18 protein-coding genes, 2 pseudogenes and 1 riboswitch are annotated in these 20,640 nt (G+C 38.8%); of the genes and pseudogenes, 5 read left to right on the forward strand and 15 right to left on the reverse strand.

What is annotated here, in order from left to right:
* Nucleotides 1–52 precede the first annotated feature (52 nt).
* From ACFJIZ_RS06480 to ACFJIZ_RS06490, 3 genes and pseudogenes are all read left to right on the forward strand, one after another.
* Nucleotides 53–2,221 (forward strand): annotated as a pseudogene (locus ACFJIZ_RS06480) (S46 family peptidase).
* Between the two features lie 61 nt (nt 2,222–2,282).
* A complete protein-coding gene (locus ACFJIZ_RS06485) occupies nt 2,283–2,531 on the forward strand; it encodes a hypothetical protein (protein ID WP_055131788.1) in 249 nt (82 codons plus the stop codon).
* 364 nt (nt 2,532–2,895) lie between these two features.
* Nucleotides 2,896–3,531: a hypothetical protein gene (locus ACFJIZ_RS06490; protein ID WP_379091674.1), complete on the forward strand. Its 636-nt coding sequence runs from the start codon at nt 2,896–2,898 to the stop codon at nt 3,529–3,531.
* A gap of 108 nt (nt 3,532–3,639) precedes the next feature.
* Here ACFJIZ_RS06490 and ACFJIZ_RS06495 read toward each other — a convergent pair whose 3' ends face one another.
* The 13 genes from ACFJIZ_RS06495 to ACFJIZ_RS06555 form a co-directional block, all read right to left on the reverse strand.
* Nucleotides 3,640–4,338, reverse strand: a complete 699-nt coding sequence (locus ACFJIZ_RS06495) for an ATP-binding protein (protein WP_379091675.1) — start codon at nt 4,336–4,338, stop codon at nt 3,640–3,642.
* Entirely contained in the window at nt 4,338–4,637 is a 300-nt protein-coding gene (locus ACFJIZ_RS06500) for a Sir2 family NAD-dependent protein deacetylase (protein WP_379091676.1), read from the reverse strand. The genes ACFJIZ_RS06495 and ACFJIZ_RS06500 overlap by 1 nt, the downstream gene beginning before the upstream one ends.
* Nucleotides 4,638–4,644: 7 nt before the next feature.
* Nucleotides 4,645–5,025 (reverse strand): Sir2 family NAD-dependent protein deacetylase, encoded by a 381-nt coding sequence (locus tag ACFJIZ_RS06505; protein WP_379091677.1) that lies wholly within the window; start codon nt 5,023–5,025, stop codon nt 4,645–4,647.
* A 68-nt stretch (nt 5,026–5,093) separates the two neighbouring features.
* Nucleotides 5,094–5,435, reverse strand: coding sequence for a DUF6580 family putative transport protein (locus tag ACFJIZ_RS06510; protein WP_379091678.1), 342 nt, complete (start codon nt 5,433–5,435; stop codon nt 5,094–5,096).
* Nucleotides 5,365–5,670 (reverse strand): DUF6580 family putative transport protein, encoded by a 306-nt coding sequence (locus ACFJIZ_RS06515; protein WP_379091679.1) that lies wholly within the window; start codon nt 5,668–5,670, stop codon nt 5,365–5,367. The genes ACFJIZ_RS06510 and ACFJIZ_RS06515 overlap by 71 nt, the downstream gene beginning before the upstream one ends.
* Nucleotides 5,671–5,790: 120 nt before the next feature.
* Nucleotides 5,791–7,101, reverse strand: a complete 1,311-nt coding sequence (locus ACFJIZ_RS06520; RefSeq protein ID WP_379091680.1) for a DUF5074 domain-containing protein — start codon at nt 7,099–7,101, stop codon at nt 5,791–5,793.
* An 86-nt stretch (nt 7,102–7,187) separates the two neighbouring features.
* Nucleotides 7,188–8,324, reverse strand: coding sequence for a PKD domain-containing protein (locus ACFJIZ_RS06525; protein WP_379091681.1), 1,137 nt, complete (start codon nt 8,322–8,324; stop codon nt 7,188–7,190).
* A 17-nt stretch (nt 8,325–8,341) separates the two neighbouring features.
* The gene (locus ACFJIZ_RS06530) at nt 8,342–9,292 is read right to left on the reverse strand and encodes a PKD domain-containing protein (protein ID WP_379091682.1); all 951 of its coding nucleotides are present in this window, start codon (nt 9,290–9,292) and stop codon (nt 8,342–8,344) included.
* On the reverse strand, nt 9,292–10,419 hold the full coding sequence (locus ACFJIZ_RS06535) for a YncE family protein (RefSeq protein ID WP_379091683.1): 1,128 nt from the start codon (nt 10,417–10,419) through the stop codon (nt 9,292–9,294). The genes ACFJIZ_RS06530 and ACFJIZ_RS06535 overlap by 1 nt, the downstream gene beginning before the upstream one ends.
* 6 nt (nt 10,420–10,425) lie before the next feature.
* Nucleotides 10,426–11,544: a YncE family protein gene (locus ACFJIZ_RS06540; RefSeq protein ID WP_379091684.1), complete on the reverse strand. Its 1,119-nt coding sequence runs from the start codon at nt 11,542–11,544 to the stop codon at nt 10,426–10,428.
* A 157-nt stretch (nt 11,545–11,701) separates the two neighbouring features.
* Nucleotides 11,702–12,148 (reverse strand): YncE family protein, encoded by a 447-nt coding sequence (locus tag ACFJIZ_RS06545; RefSeq protein WP_379091685.1) that lies wholly within the window; start codon nt 12,146–12,148, stop codon nt 11,702–11,704.
* A gap of 41 nt (nt 12,149–12,189) precedes the next feature.
* A complete protein-coding gene (locus tag ACFJIZ_RS06550) occupies nt 12,190–12,684 on the reverse strand; it encodes a DUF5074 domain-containing protein (protein ID WP_379091686.1) in 495 nt (164 codons plus the stop codon).
* Entirely contained in the window at nt 12,681–14,720 is a 2,040-nt protein-coding gene (locus ACFJIZ_RS06555) for a TonB-dependent receptor plug domain-containing protein (RefSeq protein ID WP_379091687.1), read from the reverse strand. Before ACFJIZ_RS06555 ends, ACFJIZ_RS06550 begins: the two co-directional genes overlap by 4 nt.
* A 96-nt stretch (nt 14,721–14,816) precedes the next feature.
* A riboswitch (cobalamin riboswitch) is annotated at nt 14,817–15,005 on the reverse strand.
* Between the two features lie 99 nt (nt 15,006–15,104).
* Between ACFJIZ_RS06555 and ACFJIZ_RS06560 the strand changes: the two genes are divergently transcribed.
* Nucleotides 15,105–16,352, forward strand: a complete 1,248-nt coding sequence (locus ACFJIZ_RS06560) for a serine hydrolase (protein ID WP_379091688.1) — start codon at nt 15,105–15,107, stop codon at nt 16,350–16,352.
* Here ACFJIZ_RS06560 and ACFJIZ_RS06565 read toward each other — a convergent pair.
* Entirely contained in the window at nt 16,314–17,090 is a 777-nt protein-coding gene (locus tag ACFJIZ_RS06565) for a hypothetical protein (RefSeq protein WP_379091689.1), read from the reverse strand. The genes ACFJIZ_RS06560 and ACFJIZ_RS06565 overlap by 39 nt on opposite strands.
* Before the next feature lie 49 nt (nt 17,091–17,139).
* Nucleotides 17,140–18,021: a polyphosphate kinase 2 family protein gene (locus ACFJIZ_RS06570; protein ID WP_379091690.1), complete on the reverse strand. Its 882-nt coding sequence runs from the start codon at nt 18,019–18,021 to the stop codon at nt 17,140–17,142.
* 118 nt (nt 18,022–18,139) lie between these two features.
* Between ACFJIZ_RS06570 and ACFJIZ_RS06575 the strand changes: the two are divergent.
* A pseudogene (locus ACFJIZ_RS06575) lies at nt 18,140–20,603 on the forward strand (transglycosylase domain-containing protein).
* Nucleotides 20,604–20,640 lie beyond the last annotated feature (37 nt).

Raw genomic sequence — 20,640 nt, forward strand, 5'->3', positions numbered from 1 at the left:
CTTTAAACAAAATACTTAGCTTTGGAATTTTATAAGCATAATACACAATCACATGAACAAAAAAACCTTATTCATTACTTTACTTTTCTTAGCAGGATGATCCAATTCGGATATCACCTACCTGAGGAAGGCATGTTTCCATTAAGTGAGATCCATAAATTAGATCTGAAAAAGGTAGGCCTTAAAATAGACCAAAACGAAGTCTACAATCCAAATGGAATCAGTTTAGTTGACGCCTTGGTTAACGTAGGTGGCTGTACAGGTTCTTTTGTTTCAAACGAAGGACTGATCATTACCAACCACCATTGTGCTTTTAGCGCCGTGCAATTGGCAAGTACACCAGAAAACGACTACCTAAACAACGGATTTGTAGCCAAAACACATGAACAAGAAATTGAAGCAAAAGGATTAACTTGTCGAATTACTGACAGTTATGAAGACGTTTCTGATAAAGTATTAGGTGCTGTAGCACAGGTTAGCGACCCAGCATCTAGGTTACAGCTCATCAACAATGCCATGAAAAACATTGTGATCGAAGCAGAAAAAAAAGACCCTAGCATCAAGGCTGAGGTATCTGAAATGTTTATCGGCAAAAGCTATGTACTGTTCAGATACAAAACAATATTAGATGTTCGTTTGGTTTATGTGCCCAACCGTAAAGTAGGCGAATTTGGCGGCGAAACAGACAATTGGGTTTGGCCACGTCATACAGGTGATTATTCTTTTATGAGGGCCTACGTAGCAAAAGATGGCTCTCCTGCCAAATATTCGAAAAACAATGTTCCTTATACCCCTAAAAAGTTCTTAAAAGTAAATGCATCAGGAACTACGGAAGAGGACTTTGTGTTCATCTTGGGTTATCCAGGCAAAACATTCCGTCATCGCCCTGCACAGTTTATCGACTACCAACAGAAATACCTGTTACCTTACACCTCAGAATTATACGATTTCCAGAACACTACCATGGAAAATGTAGGCAAAAGAGACAAGACGACCGAACTTAAATTAGCGACCAGGATCAAGAAAAATGCCAATGTGATGAAGAACTACAGAGGCAAGATGAAGGGAATCAGAGAGATTGATCTAGTTGCCCAAAAAAGGCAAGAAGACGCTGCTTTAGCTCAGTTCATCAATAACAATGTGGAGGTTAAGGCTCAATACGGCAACCTGATGAATGATATTGACCAACTGTACAAACAGATCAATGGTGATGCCTATAGAGACATGTGGCTAACACAAATCTATACTTCTACCAGTTTGTTGAACATTGCCAAACAGCTCAATACGTTCAGAACAGAGCTAGAAAGCCAACCGAGCGCCCAAAAAGAGGTTTATTTTAACAACAACATAGAGAAGCTCAAACAAGCACTAACCGTTACTTACGACGCTTACGACATTGATGTTGACCGCCGAATTTTAAAGAAAATGATGAGCGACGCGGCCCAATTCTCTGCCAACCAAAGAATAAGCAGTGTAGATAAGGTGATAGGGAGAGGCAGTAATAACGATGCCATCATCGACCGATTTTATTGGCGATACATTCGGCCTGAGCAAGTTAAAAGACAAAAACTATGTATTTGGCACCCTACTCAAATCGGGTAAGAGCATTAGCGATTATAATGATGGCCTATTGCTGTTTGAAAAGGATATCGCTAAACAAATTGCAGAACTCAAACCCGAAAAAGACCGTAGAGATGGCGTTTTAAACAAATTGATGGGTGATTATGTGAATGTGAAGGAAAAATTCCTGAAAAAAGATTTTGTTCCGGATGCCAATAGCACATTAAGACTAACCTATGGGCATGTACGTGGCTACTCTCCAGCAGATGCCAGTTATATGGCTCCATATACCAGCATCAAAGGTATCTTGGAAAAAGGTGCGACAGGAAACCCTGATTTTGCTTACCCACCTCAGATCAAAACGCTTTGGGAAGCCAAGGATTTCGGCCCTTTTGTTAAAAAGGAATTGAACGATGTTCCAGTAGCCTTTTTATATAATATGGATACCACAGGCGGAAATTCTGGTTCTCCGATCATGAATGCCTATGGCGAACTGATTGGTGTAAACTTCGACAGGGCTTACGGTGCAACCATTAACGACTACGCTTGGAACGAAAGCTATAGCCGTTCTATCGGTGTTGATATCCGTTATGTTTTATGGGTAGCTGCTAAGATAGACCATGCCGATTTCTTGTTAAAAGAGATGGGCGTTAACCTTTAAAAATTGATTTCCAGACCGTCATTTCAACCAAGTTTGAGGTGACGGTTTTAATATAAATGACATGAGAACAATTGCCGAACTGCCACACCCAGAATTTAAGATTACTTTGTTTAGTATGAACCAAAAATACATTGTAAAATTTGAACAGGGTCAACTAGAACAAAGCTATAAATTATCAGAACTCGACCTATCAGGAGGAGGGGCCAATGAAGTATTCCAGATACTTGATGATGATTTTTTGAATACCGTAACCGAGCGTTTTAAAACGATGAGAGCTGATTTTTCCGCAGCCTATAGAAGGCATCAGTAATTGTTAAGATAAATAACATAACTAACTGTAAAATAACTACTTTAAACTCAAAACAAAATAATGTTTTGAGTTTTTTGCTTTTTTAAACCTTCAACATATACCGTATATAAAATAAATATTTAATACAATAAATATAACTTATTGAAAAATAATAAGTTAAAAAAACTAACAAAATAACATTCTGTTCGGCATTTTAGCCAAATATTATGGAGGTTTTACCAATTTCACACCTAAAAGACCATTTCTGACTACAACCTTAAAAACTGCGATTTTAGCTCAAATCGCTTATTTATCCTTGCCTTAAATTTGGACCTTTAAAACAAAAGCCCAACTCCCACTGTTGTTGCTAGACAACCTATCGGAAATGAAAAAAGCAATTGTGACCTCGATCTTAGCTTGTAGTGTATTTCTGTTTTCAACAAAAATTACACAAGCCCAAAACACAACTACAAGACCTGATAAATTATATACCATGAGTGGGATCGGCTTCTCCTTCCCTGTTGGCGAAACTGGCGATTATTTGAAGCCGAAATTCTCTACCTCTTTGGGCTTAAATTTAGGTTTAGGCAACAAAGGATTATTCCTCTATCCAAAGGTGAGTTTGCATGCCTATGGCTACAACGAAATTAGACCAGATGCAGGTTATACCTACACCGTACAAAAGTCAAGAACAACAACCTACCTCTTAAACCTGGCCCTGGGTTACCGTAAGATTTCTGGAAAATTTGCGTGGTACGGATTTGCAGGAGGTGGTGGTGGAATTATCTTAAGCCCACGTGTTACGGTCAATCCTACAAGCTTGCAAGCTACCTTAGATAACAAAAGTAATGGTATGGGGATGATTGAAGCTGGCGCTGGTACAGAATACAACATTGGTGGGGCCTCTTTATTTATTGAAGCCAGTTATATGCATGGATTTAATAAAATGCAAGACCGTAGCTTTAATGCTGTTCCGATTGCCATTGGCATTAAACCTAACTTGAGTAAGCTTTTTAAGTAGATTAAGGAAGTATAAAGTACAAAGATTGAAGTATAAAGATTGGAGTACAAAGTACAAAGATTGGAGTATAAAGAGCAAAGATTAATGACTTCAGATTTGACCTAGGGTTTAGATCGGGATGAGGTCGATGTACCAATAGCCACTTGGAATTTCAGACTGATTTGGATTTGGAAAGGTTTTAAAGACTTTTTCTCCCAATTTAAAATTGATAGGTTTGTTGAGGATAGGCCCATCGAAAACAAAAGTATGGAACTCACCATTTTCACCACAAGGATCAACATCTGTAGGCAAATCGGCTAAAAAAGAATCATCAATGATTCTTCCACAAAAATCCTGTAAACCATCTTTGGTACAAACCACAATGGTCTGATAACCTAAATGGATAAATTCTTTGACCACTTCAAGACTATTCCTTTGCCATAAAGGAAAAACAGCTTTCATTCCAATCTTCGCTAATTGTTCTTCCCGATAAGCTTTAAGGTCGGCTAAAAAGATATCGCCAAAAATAGAATGGTTAATTCCTTCTGCTATCAGTTTTTTAAGTACCGAGTTGATTGCTGCTTCATAATTTGCCATATCAGGCATTTCTGGCAGGCGTACTTCAATTAAAGGAATATTTAAGGCATTGACCTGTTCTAGCAACAAAGTCGCTCTTACGCCATGCATAGCCACTCTATCAAAGCCATGATTTACAGTAGTAAGCAAATACCGCACATCAAACTGTTGCTGTTGCAAAACGTAATGTAAGGCCAGCATACTGTCTTTGCCTCCACTCCAATGGAATACTGCCGGAATCAACTCAGCCATTAGCTTTTTAATATAGCTGCAACTTCTTCCAATCCGGCGGTTGCCGATTTTTCTATTTTGATCACGTTTTTATAGCGATCTACCGAAGGTATTTTAGGGTCAATGATGTATTTTGGTGTTTGGTTTGGGACAAAATCAATCAGTCCCGCAGCAGGATAAACAGCTAGCGAGGTACCAACCAACATAAACAAATCTGCCGTTGCACAGATTGCGGCTGCAGTTTCAATTTCTGGTACCGCCTCTCCAAACCAGACCACATGTGGACGTAATTGCGAACCCAACTCACATCTTTCGCCCATCTTAATTTCATCGCCGTTTATTGGATAACGTAAATTGGGATCCAGAATCGGATTGGGAATAAGTGATGATACCGTGCAAATGTGTAATTTGGGTAGAGCCGGCGCGTTCATGCAGGTCGTCTATGTTTTGAGTAATGATGCGCACATCAAAATCGTCTTCCAACTTAGCCAAGGTTAAATGTGCGGTATTGGGTTTGGCCTGCAACACCTGTTTTCTTCTTTCGTTATAGAATTTTTGCACCAGCACTGGATCAGCCTGCCAAGCTTCTGGTGTGGCTACATCCATTACATTATAACCTTCCCATAAACCATCGGCATCTCTAAATGTTCTTAAACCACTTTCAGCACTCATGCCCGCACCAGTTAAAACAACCAATCTCTTCTTCATATCCAAATTTAAACAAAAAAACCCTTTTGTATTTCTACAAAAGGGTTATCTATATTTTCTATTTTTAATTATACTGTTCTGCTTACACTTAAAGCTGGGTATTTAGCTTTCAATGCCTCGAAGATACCAAACATTAATGCCGAGTAACCCAAAGTGCCGTATAAGAAATTTAATTCGAAAGGGATTGCAGCCACTAAACAGGCCCAAAAACCTGCAATGGTCTGTGCATAAAATGTAGAACCGTACCAAACACCAAAGTCTGCAACAATCCAATGGATCAAAACACCCGCTAAACCAGCGCCTAAAACATTTTGTACATTTACCTTATTGATGATCAATTTACCCACCAAAACCATTAAGATAAAGGCAATATAAGTGTAATACCAACCTTGGTAAAAGCCATAATCCATACCCATGGTTGCGGCAAGCCCTAGATCGACTAATCAACAACACCAACACTGGCAATAAAAATGCAGAGATTGTATTCTTAAAATAAGCGCCACCAAATAAAGCTACTGCACCTATTCCTGAGAAATTGGCGATCGACTTAAAGTCGGGAGAAAGTGGTGCAATTACCCTTAATCCAACAATAAGCAACATAAACAATAACAATACGGGGGTTCTATAATTCGACTTGGTTTCCATTTTTATTCATTTAATGTACAAAGCTAAGATTTTTGTTCAATAAAAATATAAATTTAAGTGCTGCATTTACCAATCGCAACTCCTTGTCCTCTATTCCCTATTTCCTACTTATCAAAACTTCTATTTAGGAAAAACAATATCAGTGATCCAACGACCAGCTTTCTTATATTCTTTTTTCACTTTCCCTGTCTGGTCAAAGATGTAAACATTGCTCCAGTTTTCATCCCCGCTAAATAAACCCGGACTATCGGCAATATAAAGTTCGCCAGTTTTAGGATTTACTTTCCAGGCTGTAGCAAAGCTGATTCCCACATTGGCATGGTCTACAAACTCGCTGGCTGTTTTGGTCAATGTATTGAACCTGCAGATTACTCCTCTCGAAGTTTCTTGCCAATAGATATATTCATCTTTACCTGATGAGGTTAGGATACCGTTGGCTGGCAATTTGTAAGTACTGCTCAATTCTACAGAATCTACCGCTTTTAGGTTTTGGTCTAGTTTAACAAATTTGGCCTTATTGGTAAATCCTTGTACCGCCACCCAAGTTGTTTTACCTACCGTGTTTAAGATGCCGGCAACATTTTCCTTGTAGGTATACAATACTTTTACCTTACCGTTATCCAACTGTACCAATTGTTTTCCTGCTCCAGCAACAATAGATTGACCGATGGTATTGATAGGAACCAAAGAGATTTCTTTCGTACCTTCAATTGGGTCCGCAGCAATGCTTTTGGCACTTAGGTCAGCTGCATATAGTCCTGGTTTTCTTCTATTGGTTACGTTAGCATAGCCTGTTTTTCCATCTGTAGTGGCAAAATAGGTGATACCGGTAATGCCAGACTGATTGACAACATACTTTAATTTTAATGTTTGGTCGTCTATAACACTTAAATGGTTGGGACCAGTTGATGAGGTGACATAATATTGATTGTTGAAATGGTAAAGGTTATTTGCAGATGAGGATAAAGATACACCTGGGTTCACTTTCGAGAACACATCTAGGCTCAACACACCTTGCTCATTGATATGAGAGATCTCGGCAGCGCCACTCCCAGTTTGATCTGTATAACTCAATAACAGTACCCCATCGCCGTACGTACCGAGCGTTTTGATGTGATAGGTTAAACTGCTGGTACCGGCTGCATTGGTAGCTTGAAAAACCAAGGTATATATTCCAGGATTTTCTCTGTTGAACTTATAAGTGGGTGTATTGGCAACTTCCTTACCATCTTCTAACCATTGGTAAACGGTTGCCTGGCCTGTTATTTTAGGGTTTAAGACCAAGTCCTGTTTCATCTTCACCGATAGGATGCTATCCCCAGCTTTCTCATGATCTAATGCGATGGTTGATATGCGTTCTTTTGTACAAGAAGTAGCCAAGGCCAAAACGAAAAGAACAGCAATGATAGCTTTTAAATTTGTGTGTTTCATAAATGTTATCCTACTCAGCTATAAAGAATAGCTGAGTTTTTAAATGGTAATCAAAATTTGTTTTTATAGATAGTTTGATGAGGGGTTTATTTGATGTTTAAATCAGATGCGCCTTTGATTTCTGTAGAGATTTCGCCTAACAAAGCATTTCCTTTATCATTCTGTGCCGTATATACTTTTACAAAGTCGATGGTTTTCAGGTCTACTTTTTTACCATTTTTATCAACTGCCCACGAAATGTCAAAACCATTGTAACGGTTGGTCTGGTAATCATCACCCAAAGACCAGCTATCTGTATAACCCCAAGAAAAGGCCTCGTTTACAAATATGCTTCCTACCTTACCAAAGCTAGGTCTCAACAGAGTTCCTTTAAAGGTTAAGGTTTCTTGATCTGGTGCAAACTCTGGATAGTAATTGTGCTTATGGAAAGTATTGGTTTCTACCGCTCCACTATTGCCTTTGTTGTCCTTCCAAGTTACATTGGCATAACCTTTAGGATTGGTATAGGTAATCTCGTAGTTTTTGATGGTTGCAGGATCATTGTATTCGCTTCCGGCCAATTCATACCATTCATCATCTGGCAGGCCATTTCCATTTTTATCTTGGCTCACCATCACAATTCCTGGTTCTGCCCATGGGGTTGTTCCACCTATAGGATTGCCATAAATAGCCAAGTCGTTACCATTTTGGTTAACTACCGAGTGATCAAAACCAAAAATAAGATAACCACCATAAGCACCTAAGGTTAATAGATTATTGGTATTACCGATCAGTTTTTGTGCTTGGGCCAAAGAACCTACAGCGGCCTCGTTAATGAACTGGCCAGGTGCAGGCAAATATTCGAATATTCTACTAATGTATTTGCTACTGGTTGGTGTTGCACCTACCACTGGTATTGGAACTTCTATTTTATAGGTATGCGTAAAAACGCCAGTAGTATTGCTGGCTTTATACATTAAGGTATAATTACCCGCAGTAGTTGGATTAAACACATAAAAATTGCTGGTGCTTACTGTTTTTCCATCCAATAACCATTCGTGGGTATAATTTATCTCGCCATTGGCACTGGATGTAAAAGGATACTTCGTATTTACTGCTACGGTAACATTGGCAGCATTAATAGACAATAGAGGTGCGGGTACCGGAACTTCTTCAGTTTTTTTACAAGAAAATAGGATTGTTGCTATTGCTAGCAAAAAAAGTGTAACGTATTTAAACTTCATTTGAGGGTATATTAAGATTATTTGTTTTTTTGTTGTTGGTATAACCTGATGTCGATTGCTCCTCCTATTTCGGTAGAGACTTCTCCGAGGTAACGTGAACGTGGATTATCTGTAACGGGATGATAAGGATTACCATTACAGTTCTGTGCGGTGTACACTTTTACGAAATCTACACTTGCCAAGGCTACTTTCTGACCACTTGCATTCACTGCCCAGTCAATATCAAAAGTATTATAGCCTCTGCCTAATTCATCTTGTAGTTTTAGATATTCGGCAGAACCACTATCGGTGTAACCAAAACCAAATGCGGTATTGGTAATGACACCACCCTCTTTTAAAGTGTTTTTAAGCAAAGTCCCTTCAAAAGAGATTTCATTTGTCGTATACCACAATGGATACCAACCTTGCAGGTGAAAACCATTCTTTAAAAGATAGCCGGTTTCTCCTTTGTTATCTGTCCATTTGATATCCTCGCCCGCAGTTGGCTTGTAATAGGTTATCTTGTAGTTTTTAACGGTTTCGCCACTTGCATATTCGCTTCCAGCAAGCTCAAGCCATTCGCCATCATCTGGCAAACCGTTTTTATTTAGGTCTTGCATTACGCAAACAATGCCTGGCTCACTCCATTCCATACCTACACCTATTAGCGGATTACCAAAAATTCCTAGATCGTGGCCACTTTCATTCTTGATCGGATGATCAAAGCCAAAAACCACATATCCACCAAAACCACCAAGAGAAAGTAAACCATTGTCTACCGTACCAATTAAAGTGTTGGCTTTGGCAAGCGTACCGTAACTTGGATCATTGATAAACTGGCCAGGTGCTGGTTTGTACTCAAATATTTTAGAAATGTATGGGCTTTGTTTTACTTCAGGCTCAGTTGTTGTGCTACCCTTCTTACAAGAAACTGCCACGACAATCAGCATTACTAATGCCAATCTTGTTTTAAATAAAGATTTCACCATTATTTATAGCTATAGTTAAAAACTGAATGTTGAGGTAGCCCTACTGTGGCGAAATCATATTTTTTCTTCCCATCCACAAAAACATAGGCTCTTCCAACACTACCATACCCTTCGGCATCGGCTACTACTACAGAATTATCAAATGGATTAACGGTTAAACCATATATTGTGGTAATGGTGCTTCCATCTGTAATCAGGTTACTTCCTAACTTTCCGGTACTCAAATTGATGGCTTTGATTTCGGCATTAATGCCAACCCAACCTTGATTTTTTGCAATCGTAATTGCGCTATAATAATCCCATTGCAATACTTCTTCTTTTTGTATTACTGCATCAGTAGTGCTGTTAATCCTTACCAATGATGGATTATTGGTCTCTCCTAACACATTCCATGTAATGGCATATAAATCGCCATTATCGGCCGCTGCAATCCTTACTGGATTATTGCCTACCTCTATGTCCTTTGTTTTGGTAAAACTGTTCAGGTCAATTACCGTCACTTTCGATCTTAATCCATTTGGATAATAGGGATGCCAAGAATTGGTTACATATAGTTTTCCATTAGTCACGGCCAAACCTTCAAGGCCAACTGCCTTATTGGTTCCGTTCATCAATTGGAGTTCTCCGTCTACGTTCATTGTAGCAGTATCAATACGACTGATCACCCCGTCATATCTAGAAACATAGGCCTTGTTTTTATAGAAAGCTACATAACGAGGCATAAAACCATCGTGGGCACTATTGAAAGGGATCCTTTTCAATGACTTGCAAGTGGCAATATCAATAATATCTAGAAATGATTTGGCTTCGCCCTGCGTACCACTAATTACACAATACATTTTACTGCCATAGGCTTTCAGGTCATTCGCAGTCTCTCCCAAGTCAGTTTTGTTCACTTTCTTGTACATGTCTCTTTCAACCTTGTTGGTGACAATATCATAATAGGAAATGGCACTATTGTTCTGCCCCCATAAACCTTCGCACAGTACATAGATTCCTTTCGTTCCCGATATCTCTGGCACTTTTGGTTCTATCTCGCCGTCCTTTTCTTTTTTACATGAACCCAACAACATCACGGCCATTAAAAATGCAAGGCCAATGCTTTTGAAATAATTATTGAAGACCATATCAGTTTATTTATAGTTATAAGTAAAAACTGCACGTTGTGGTAATCCAGCGGTAGCGAAATCGAATTTCTTTTTACCATCTGTACCAAATACATAAACTTTTCCAGGTGTAGTACCATCGGTAGCCACTACGCTGTTGTCAAAAGGATTAATGGTTATGCCATAAGGCAAAGCAATTGTAGTTGCATCGGTAATTAGTGCATTGCCTAATTTACCTGTAGTCAAATTGATCGATCTGATACTTGGAGTGCTATAGATGTCTTTTGTAACCCAAGCTTGGTCTTTCACAATGACAATTGCACCCAAATCATATTCTTCTGTTTGTACCACAGCATCAGTAGTACTATTGATCCTCACCAAAGTTGGTTTATTGGTTTGGCCCCATACATTCCAGGTAATAGTATATAGATCTCCATTGCCAGCTGCCGTAATTCTTACTGGGTTACTACCTACTTCGATGTCTTTTGTTTTTTTGAACGTCGCCAAATCAACCACCGTAACTTTTGTTTTTAAGCTATTTGGATTGGCATAATCATTTACCGCATTGGTTACATAAAGTTTACCATTGGCTACTGCAATGCCCTCTAGTATAGCTGCTTTATTGGCACCATTCATCAATTGAAGCTCTGCATCTACGGTCATTGTAGCAGTATCGATACGACTGATCACCCCATCATATCGAGAAACATAGGCCTTATTTTGATAAAACGTTACATAACGTGGAATATCCAAATTGCTTGCTTCATTAAACGAAATCCTTTTTAAGGATTTACCAGTAGCGATGCTCATGATATCTACAAAAGAGTTGCTTTGGCCTTTGATCCCACTTACCACACAATACATTTTGCTGCCATAGGCCTGTAGGTCATTTGCGGTTTCACCTAATTTTGTGGTATTTACCTTGCTGTATATGTCTTGTACTACGGTATTCGTAGCAATGTCATAATAAGAAATTGCACTGTTGTTCTGTCCCCATGAACCCTCGCACAATACATAAATGCCTTTGGTACCAGAGATTTCTGGTGCTTTTGGTTCAAAGTTACGTTCCTTTGTACAGGAGCTAAATAACAAAGTTATTGCTAAAACTGCAGGGGCAATTGTTTTAAGGTAGTCGTTGTATTTCATATCTATATTTATTATTGGTTTACAAAAGCAATATGGGCCGGTATATCTCCAGTTGTTAACGACCATTTTAATTTCCCCAAGGCAGTATAGCAGTGTAGCTTGCCGGGCGTAACGTAATCTTTGGCATCAGTTACATACACATCCTTGTTGGCATGGTTTACTGCAATGCCATAAGGATCTTGATGTTCTTCTCTGTTCCATCTGTGATAAATTTCCGATCTAACAGTATTTCATTTTTGGTATCGATCATGTTATAGCTGATCTTGTTCTTTCCTTCTATATAATTCCATTCTGTACTGTACACATAAGCCAGATCATCATCAATGGTGAGGTTACTGGCTGCGATGTTAAAAACCTTTTTGACCTGGTCCGTCTGCGTGTCGAGTACCAATAGTTTAGATGGAATGGTATAATAATCGCCCCTAGATGTGATGTATAGATCACCATAACGATCTGCCTTGAGGCGATGGAGATTGATTGCGACTTCTATTCTTTTTATTTCTTTAAAGCTATCCAAATCAATTACAGAAACCGTGCTTTCGTAATTAGGCGGGCTATATCCTCCAGAATTGGCGATATATAATTTATTGTTTACGATGGCCATTTCTTCTGGTTGTCTACCTACTTCAACCGTACGGTTAATGGTTAGTTTGGTCGTATCAATTTCTGCGACGATACCATTTGGAGCGGTTGATCTCCAACTCTACCCAAATAAGCACTTACATAAGCCTTGCCTTTGTTAAAAGTAATGTACCTGCAATTAGTGATGTTGATCTGCCCTAAGCGTTTACCAGTTTTGGCGTTCAGCACCTCAACTTTGTTAGAAATATTAACCACTACATAAAGTTTAGCGCCATAAATGGCAATATCATTACCCACATCGCCCAAACCTTTGGTAGCTTCTGGATTAACCTGATTGTACAGATTTCTGGTATAAATCCCGTTTACAAGATCTAGGTAGTCCAATGAGGCTTTGTTCATGTTCATGTTGCCCTCATTTACCAGATAAAACCCTTTAATGGTAGAAGTTGGATCAGGTTCTATCTTACTGATTTCGGCAGGCAAAGGCTGTGGTTCTTTTCTGCAAGCGACCAGAACAACCAATAAAAAGACCATATATCTTAGTTTGTTCAAGCTCATATCGTAAAATTTAAAGTCAACCGATAATTCCTACCCGGCATCGGGAAATTCGGAATCACATCATAATATTGGTTAAGTAGGTTATTCACCTCTGCATTGATCCCCAGTTTCTGTTTCCTGAATTTAAAATCGTAACCAATGGCCGCATCGTGGGTATACCATGGCTCCATATAATTATAGATAATGTTTGCTTTTTGATTGTAACGCGCACCCGTGTAAATGAAACTATAATTGGCATGCCAGTTTTTATAGTCTAATTTGCCCAAAAAGGACCCACTATGTTTTGGAATGTAAGGAATCTGGTCTCTATAGCTTTCTTCTTCTTTTGAGGTAATGTCTATGGCTTTTTGATAGGTATAACTTAGACCAGCATTCAAGATCAAATTCGGGAACACCTCAAAAGCTGTTTTTGCATTAAGCTCTACACCACGGATATCAACCAAGCCAATGTTGTACATGATCCACCTGTAGAGGTTGGCCCCTGGTTGTGCCACAATCTTGTCCTTCACCCTATTGTAATAGGCATCTATCTGTACATCTACAAACTTGAACTTTTGGTTTTTGAAGTTTTTAAAATAGGTAAACCCAACATCATATTGTTTGGCATACTCTGGATTGAGCAGCGTATTCCCTATAAATGTGTAATAAAGGTCGTTAAAGGTGGGCATCCTGAAAATGTCCTTATAAAAAGCACGAAGCCTAAGGTCATTGTCTTTGAACAGTTTCGACGACAACATCACCGTTGGACTAAAAACCTGTTTATTTCCAGAAGAACTATAGACCCTTACCTTGTCTACCACTGTAGTGCTCAATATACTGGCCTGGATATTTAAACGGTTGATACTTAAAGAGGAGCTTAACACATTTAAAAATGTATTTCTATAGGGAAAAGCAAACCTGTAAATATTGGCTGATAAGGTCTGGTATTGATAATCCGAAACATAGGCAAACTCTAAAATTGAATTTACTTTATATTTTGAAGCCACTGAGATATAGGCTTCTTGTTCTTTAAAACGGTTATCGAGAAAACCATCTAGTGTAACATACTCAGGTACTAGATACCTTAAATAATCATAGGCATACTTAGCATTAACCAAGACAGAGAATTGATTATGCCACTGTTTTTCTACACTTCCCTGCACAAAGAAATTTCTGTCCCATATCCTTTGGGTATAATCAAATTTATTGGCCACAATAGCACCAGGTAGACCTCTATCGGATAGAAAAGAATAAGCCTGGGCATGCCATTTGCCATTTTTGAATTTCCCAAACAAAGCAGCCTGCAAGCGCATCCGTTCTACATCGCCATTATTCCTTACTGCAGTAGTATCATACACACCATTGGTATACCTAAATCTATATTTGCCATTGGCATGGATGTATTCGCCGCTTATATTGGCGTTTAGCTGATTGTTGATTTTTTGCTGGTAGACAAAACTTGGATTCAACAAGCCAAAATCACCCACCTTAAAATTGAGGTCTAGCTGTTTGTTTTGGTCTTTTTCAAATTCTGGGACTCTCGTTTTCAGATAGATGGAACTTGCAGAGGCGTACGCTTTAGCCGGAATTAACAATTCTGGTTTCTGCCCGCTGTACAAAGCAATCTCTTCTAGATTGTTCAAAGAGAATTTACCTAGGTCCACCTGTCCGTTTTGTGCATTGCCAATCTGTATGCCATCTAAAAAAACAGCGGTATGGTTGGTACCCAGACTGCGTACATTTACGGTCTTTAACCCTCCAATACCCCCATAATCTTTTAATTGTACCCCCGAAAAATACCGGATGGCATCGGCTACAGAAAGGCTATTGATCCTTTTTAGGTCGGCTGCGGTAAGGAGTTGGAGCGGAGTTGGGGATAGACTTTGTTTGGTAATCCGATATTCGTTCACTTCTACGGTCCTTAGCTGTTTTACTTTCTCTGCCGTATCTATTACTTGCGCATAACAAAGTTCGGGGAGCAGATAAACGCCCGTTACCATAGCAAAAAGTATAAAAGATCTAGGACCTTTAAAAAAGGTCAAACTTTTCTTTATCATTTTTTTGTTGTGAGTATTACCCACAGCAAACAGAAATTAAGGAGTATGTAAATACAAATAAGCAGCACCCACTCCTAGCTTCAATCCCCGAAAGCTATGAAATTATAATGCTTAGGCAGGTCTTCTGACTTACTCCCGGTTTCCAGCCTTCCCATTCGTTTACGAAAAGTGGCCATAGAATTGAAAACCGTTATAGAGCTTACAGCTGCGGGACAGTTGCGGATTTACACCGTATTCCCTTTTAATCCCAACCTTAAATCGGGAACCAAAAGCAAGGCAAAGGTAGCTAATTTAGCCTCATCTGCAAATAAACATATACATTGTTACAAGCAGCACCTATAGAAACAATAGAAAATCTTATCTTTAAACCTCACAATTTGGCTTATGCGTAAATTATCCCTTTGTCTATTTTTTCTGATCAGCAGCACTGCAATGGCACAACAAACCGATACTCTATTTTTAAAAAAACTGATGCAGGAAAAACCTGAGCTATTTGCTGGTATTTTGAACCATCCAAACAAAAACGAGGTACAGTTGATGTATACCCAAGTGAACCGCGACCAAAACAACAAGCCTAGTTTTAAGACTTTTAGCTATAATCTTAATCCAAGTAGATACTTCTACCCTGCCAGTACCGTAAAATTGGCGGGCGTCATTTTCGCCCTCGAAAAGGTAAACGAACTTAAAAGCAAGGGATTAACTACAAACCTGACCATGCTTACCGACAGCAGTTTTAAAGGACAGACCAAAGTAATAAAGGATGAAAGTGCTGCCAATGGCAAACCGTCTTTAGCACATTACATCAAAAAAGTTTTGCTAACCAGCGATAACGATGCTTTTAACAGGTTATTTGAATTTATCGGTCGTGCCGAAATCAATGCCAAACTTAAAAAGTATGGGATGACCGAAAGTAGGATTCTGAACCGTTTGGCCATAGGCGATGGCGGTGAAGCTTCAAAAAATACCAATCCAATTGATTTTTATGATGGGAATCAATTGGTCTACCATCAACCACCTCAATACGATGAAAAAGAATATCCGCTTGAACTGACCAATCTAATCGTGGGTATAGGTTATATGGATAGCAAAGACCAATTGGTGAACAAACCTTATAGTTTTGAGAACAAAAATGTGTTTACCATCGGCGACCAACAATCGTTGATGAAACGGTTGATCATGCCAGAGGCCTATAAAGCAAAAGATAGATTTAACCTGACACCTGAAGATTATCAGCTCATTTATACCTATATGAGCAAATTACCCACAGAAAGCGATTACCCAAAATATGATGCCAAGGAGTTTTGGCCAACCTATGCCAAGATGTTGTATTATGGCAGAGCGAAAAATGCGGTTATAGATCCGAATATCAGAATCTTTAACAAATACGGTGACAGCTATGGCTTCATTATCGACAATGCTTATTTCGTAGATTTTAAAAATAAGGTTGAATTCTTTTTAACTGCAGTTGTACAATCTAACGAAGATGGCATCTATAATGATGGAAAATACGAGTACGAAACGGTCTGTTATCCATTTATGAAAAACATTGGTGAAGAAATCTATAAATATGAGCTCGACCGTAAAAAAGCCAAGCTACCTAATTTGGATAAATTTAAGATGGATTATAAATAGATCTTTTTTAGCGAGATAACGGTTCCATCTCTTTACAATCCTGGCCAAGAGTACATCGCCACCACCATATAAAAAAACTGCTCCCATTGGTGGGTTAATGGTTGGCAGTACACCGCCAATTTTTGCTTCCCAAGCCCAACAACCAAACCAAGTGCCCCATAATTCAATGTAGATCACGCAAAGTGCAATCAGGAAATAAAGGTTCTGCCACTTTTTTCGATAGATCAACCAAAAGAACAGTACACCTAATATGCCCGAGAAATAATCTTCGAGACCAATAGCTACGCCCACAAACAACAGGATAAATGCAATGGAAAAAAACTTACGAAACGGTAGCTCATGCTTGATTACGGTTTTGTATCCGGCAACTACGTAGCCAGAGCCGTACACTATGGCATGCCCAAAAGGCACATACATTGGTATTTCTTCCAAACGGTAAGTATACCAACCAAACCATTTTGAAAAGATCCACTCACCCAGATATGACAAAGGCACCATCACCAACATCAATTTCCGCAATTGAAAATCAGAAACGTAATAAAATATACAAAAGAAGACCAGCACACTGATGTTAACCAGCCAGCGCAAATCAAAATAGGCTTTGGTAAAAGCGACAGAATCCAAGTATAAAGCAAATGGGGTGATCACCAAAAAGAATAAAGGAAACCACTTTAACAATGGCACACCAATATTACCATTCTCATAAAGATCAGCATTTGTCAGTTCAATTGATTTCATTCCGCAACGAAAGTACAATACATTTGGCTCATCCTCAAACCAACGGTTTCTATTTCTCGTTTAACAATTGCTGCTTACAGGCTGCCAATTGTGAGGCTTCTGTTTTTGGCAACACTGGAAATTTCAATTTCAAACTAGCTAATGTTTCTGCAATTACTTGGCTAACAGCAAGTCTTGTATACCATTTCTTATCAGCCGGAATAACATACCAAGGTGCATTTGTAGTGGAAGTTTCTGCAATGGCGTCTTCATAAGCCTTCATATAATCTGGCCACAAAGCCCTTTCTTTTAAATCGCCTACTGCAAATTTCCAGTTTTTGGCAGGATCGTCAATGCGATCTAAAAAACGTTGTTTTTGTTCGTCTTTAGACACATGCAAGAAAAATTTCAGCACAACTGTACCATTATCTGTTAATTGTTTTTCGAAGTTTCTGATGTTTTCATACCTGTTCTTCCAGAATTTCTTATCAATTTTTTTCACATCCGTATAACCTGGAATATTCTCACTCATGATATATTCTGGATGTACCTTACAAACCAATACATTTTCGTAATGTGACCGATTATGGATGCCTATCCTCCCTTTTTCTGGTAAAGCTTTGTAATGCCTCCATAAAAAATCGTGTTTATACTCTTCGCTATTTGGCGTTTTAAAACTATATACCTGACAGCCTTGTGGGTTTAGACCCGACATTACATGCTCAATTACACTATCTTTCCCTGCAGCATCCATAGCCTGAAAGATGATCAATATCGAATGTGTGCCAGCCGCATATAAAACTTCTTGGTAGGCATCAAGGTCTTCCTTCACTTTTTCTAGCTCTAACTTACCTGTATCTTTATCTAAATGACCATCATAAGTCGTATTAAAGTTTTTCAACAAGAATTTGGTATCAGGTGTTACCAGGTATTTTTTCGTATTGGTCTTCATTTAGGTATTTTTATTTTAAATATAGACGAAATTTAAGTAAATTAAATACGTTAATTTGTACTTAGAGTTTTAACACAATTTAACAGATAATATTTCACGATTTTTACATCTTTATCCCATGTTTAAAGAAATAAAAAATAGATACGTTCGTTATATCGCCTTTTTTATATTTTACATCATCATTTTCTTCTGCGCCTTACAGCTTAACTTTTTATGGCTTTTCGGCTATTCCCCAAGTTACAGCGACATCAAAAAACCTGCACAACGTGTTGGTTCAGAACTCTATACTTCCGATGGTAAATTAATTGGACGTTACTTTAAAGAAAACAGAACTCCTGTTAATTACGAAGAAATATCGCCAAGTGTAATCAAGGCTTTAGTAGCTACCGAAGACGTTCGTTTTTACAAACATTCGGGTATTGATGTACAGGCAGTTGGAAGAGCAGTAATTGGCATGGGAAAAGATGGTGGCGCCAGTACCATTACCCAGCAATTGGCCAAAAACCTTTACCGCACCAGATATAGCAAATCATCTGGATTGATCAAACACATACCAGTGTTACGCACATTGGTCTCTAAACTTAAAGAATGGATGACAGCCCTAAAGCTGGAATCGAACTATAATAAAAACGACATCATTACCATGTACCTCAATACGGTATCTTTTGGCAATAATACTTATGGAATCAAAACCGCATCCCGCATCTATTTTGACAAGGAAGCCAAAGAACTTTCTACTACCGAAGCCGCTTTGTTGGTAGGCATGCTTAAAGGTACAAACCTTTATAATCCACTAAAAAGTCCGGAAAGAGCCTTAGAGCGAAGAAATGTGGTATTGAGCCAGATGAACAAATACAACTATCTGAGCAAGGATAGTTTAGGCCTTTTGGTTAAACAACCCATACAATTGAAAGAAGGTAAGATGAAAGATGGCAGTGATGGCGATTCGTACCTGAGAGCAGCAGTAGACAAATACCTGGAAAAATGGTGTGAAGACAATAACCTCGACTTATATGAAGATGGTCTAAAAATATACACTACCATCGATTCTAAACTACAAGGTTATGCAGAAGACGCCGTAAAGGACCAAATGAAAACTTTACAGAAAAGGTTTTATAGTGTTTGGGGAAACGAAAGATCCTTGGGAAGATTCGGAACGTAAGAAAGTGGATTACCCTGAAAGGGCCAAACGCAACCTCCCTATCTATGCCCTCTTACAGAAAAAATACAACAACAATACCGATTCTGTAGATGCCTATTTTAATAAAAAGAAAAAGATGAAGATCTTTTCTTACAAAGGAGACCGTGATACCTTATTTTCTACTATGGATTCTATCCGTTACTACGGAAAGATCATGAATACAGGCATGATGACCATGGAACCAAAAACAGGTAAGATCAAGGTTTGGGTTGGTGGTATAGACCATAAATTCTTCAAATACGATCACGTTAACCAAGCCAAGCGACAAGCTGGCTCTACTTTTAAGCCATTTGCCTATTTAGCTGCCTTAGAAAGCGGCATGAGTCCATGTGATACTTTTGTAGACAAACCTGTTAAAATTGCTTACCAGAACAAAGGTAAAACCGAATATTGGGAACCTAAAAATGCAGATTGGAGCAACAGCTATCAAGAAATGTCGCTCCGTTGGGCAATGGCCAAATCTGTAAATACCATCACAGCCCAAGTAACTGAAAAAGTGGGTTGGGACAATGTAGTTAAATGGGCTAAGGAATGTGGTATCGAAAGTCATCTAGAATCTGTACCCTCTGTAAGTTTGGGTCCAAATGATGTAACCGTGTTCGAAATGGTTAAAGCCTATAGCACTTTTTTAAATGAAGGTGTAAAAACCGACCCAATTTTGGTAGAAAGGATCACAGACCAAAACGATAATGTGATCGAAGAGTTTACTGCAAAGACCAAACGCGTTTTAAGTGAAGAAATAGCCTGGCTGATGTTGTATATGTTTAGAGGTGGAATGGACGAGCCAGGAGGAACATCGAGGGCCTTATGGGAATGGGACCTATGGAAAAAGAACAATCAGATCGGTGGTAAAACCGGCACCTCTTCAGATTATGTGGATGCTTGGTATATGGGTATTACCAAAGATTTAGTAACTGGTGTTTGGGTAGGTTGTGATGAACGTACCGCACACTTTAAAAATGGAGAACAGGGAGAAGGATCTCGTACTGCCCTACCTATTTTCGCCAAGTTTATGGAAAAAGTTTACCAAGTCCCTAATTCTGGGTATACCTATGGTCCTTTCCCTAAAGCAAAGGTTGAAATTACCAGAAACATCAATTGCCCTACTCCTGTTCAACAAATTGATACAACTGCAGTAGATAGCGCGGCTATAGATTCTTTGGATATGAGCATTCCTGTTGTAGATGAACCACAAATACCTAAGACCGAGCAACCTGAGGTACAACCCAAACAAGAAGAAAAGAAAACTACTGAAACTCCAGTAAAACAAACACCTCCAGCAACTGTTCCGTTGACCAAAAAAGAAGAAAGAGAATTGAAGAGAAAACAAAAACAGGAGCAAAAAGAAAAAGAGAAACAACAAAGAAATGGAGGCCAATAACCTCCATACATCTAACACATATATTTTTCCGTAATTT

It is taken from the genome of Pedobacter sp. UC225_65, assembly GCF_042698365.1.
In the GTDB taxonomy this organism is placed as follows: Bacteria; Bacteroidota; Bacteroidia; order Sphingobacteriales; family Sphingobacteriaceae; genus Pedobacter.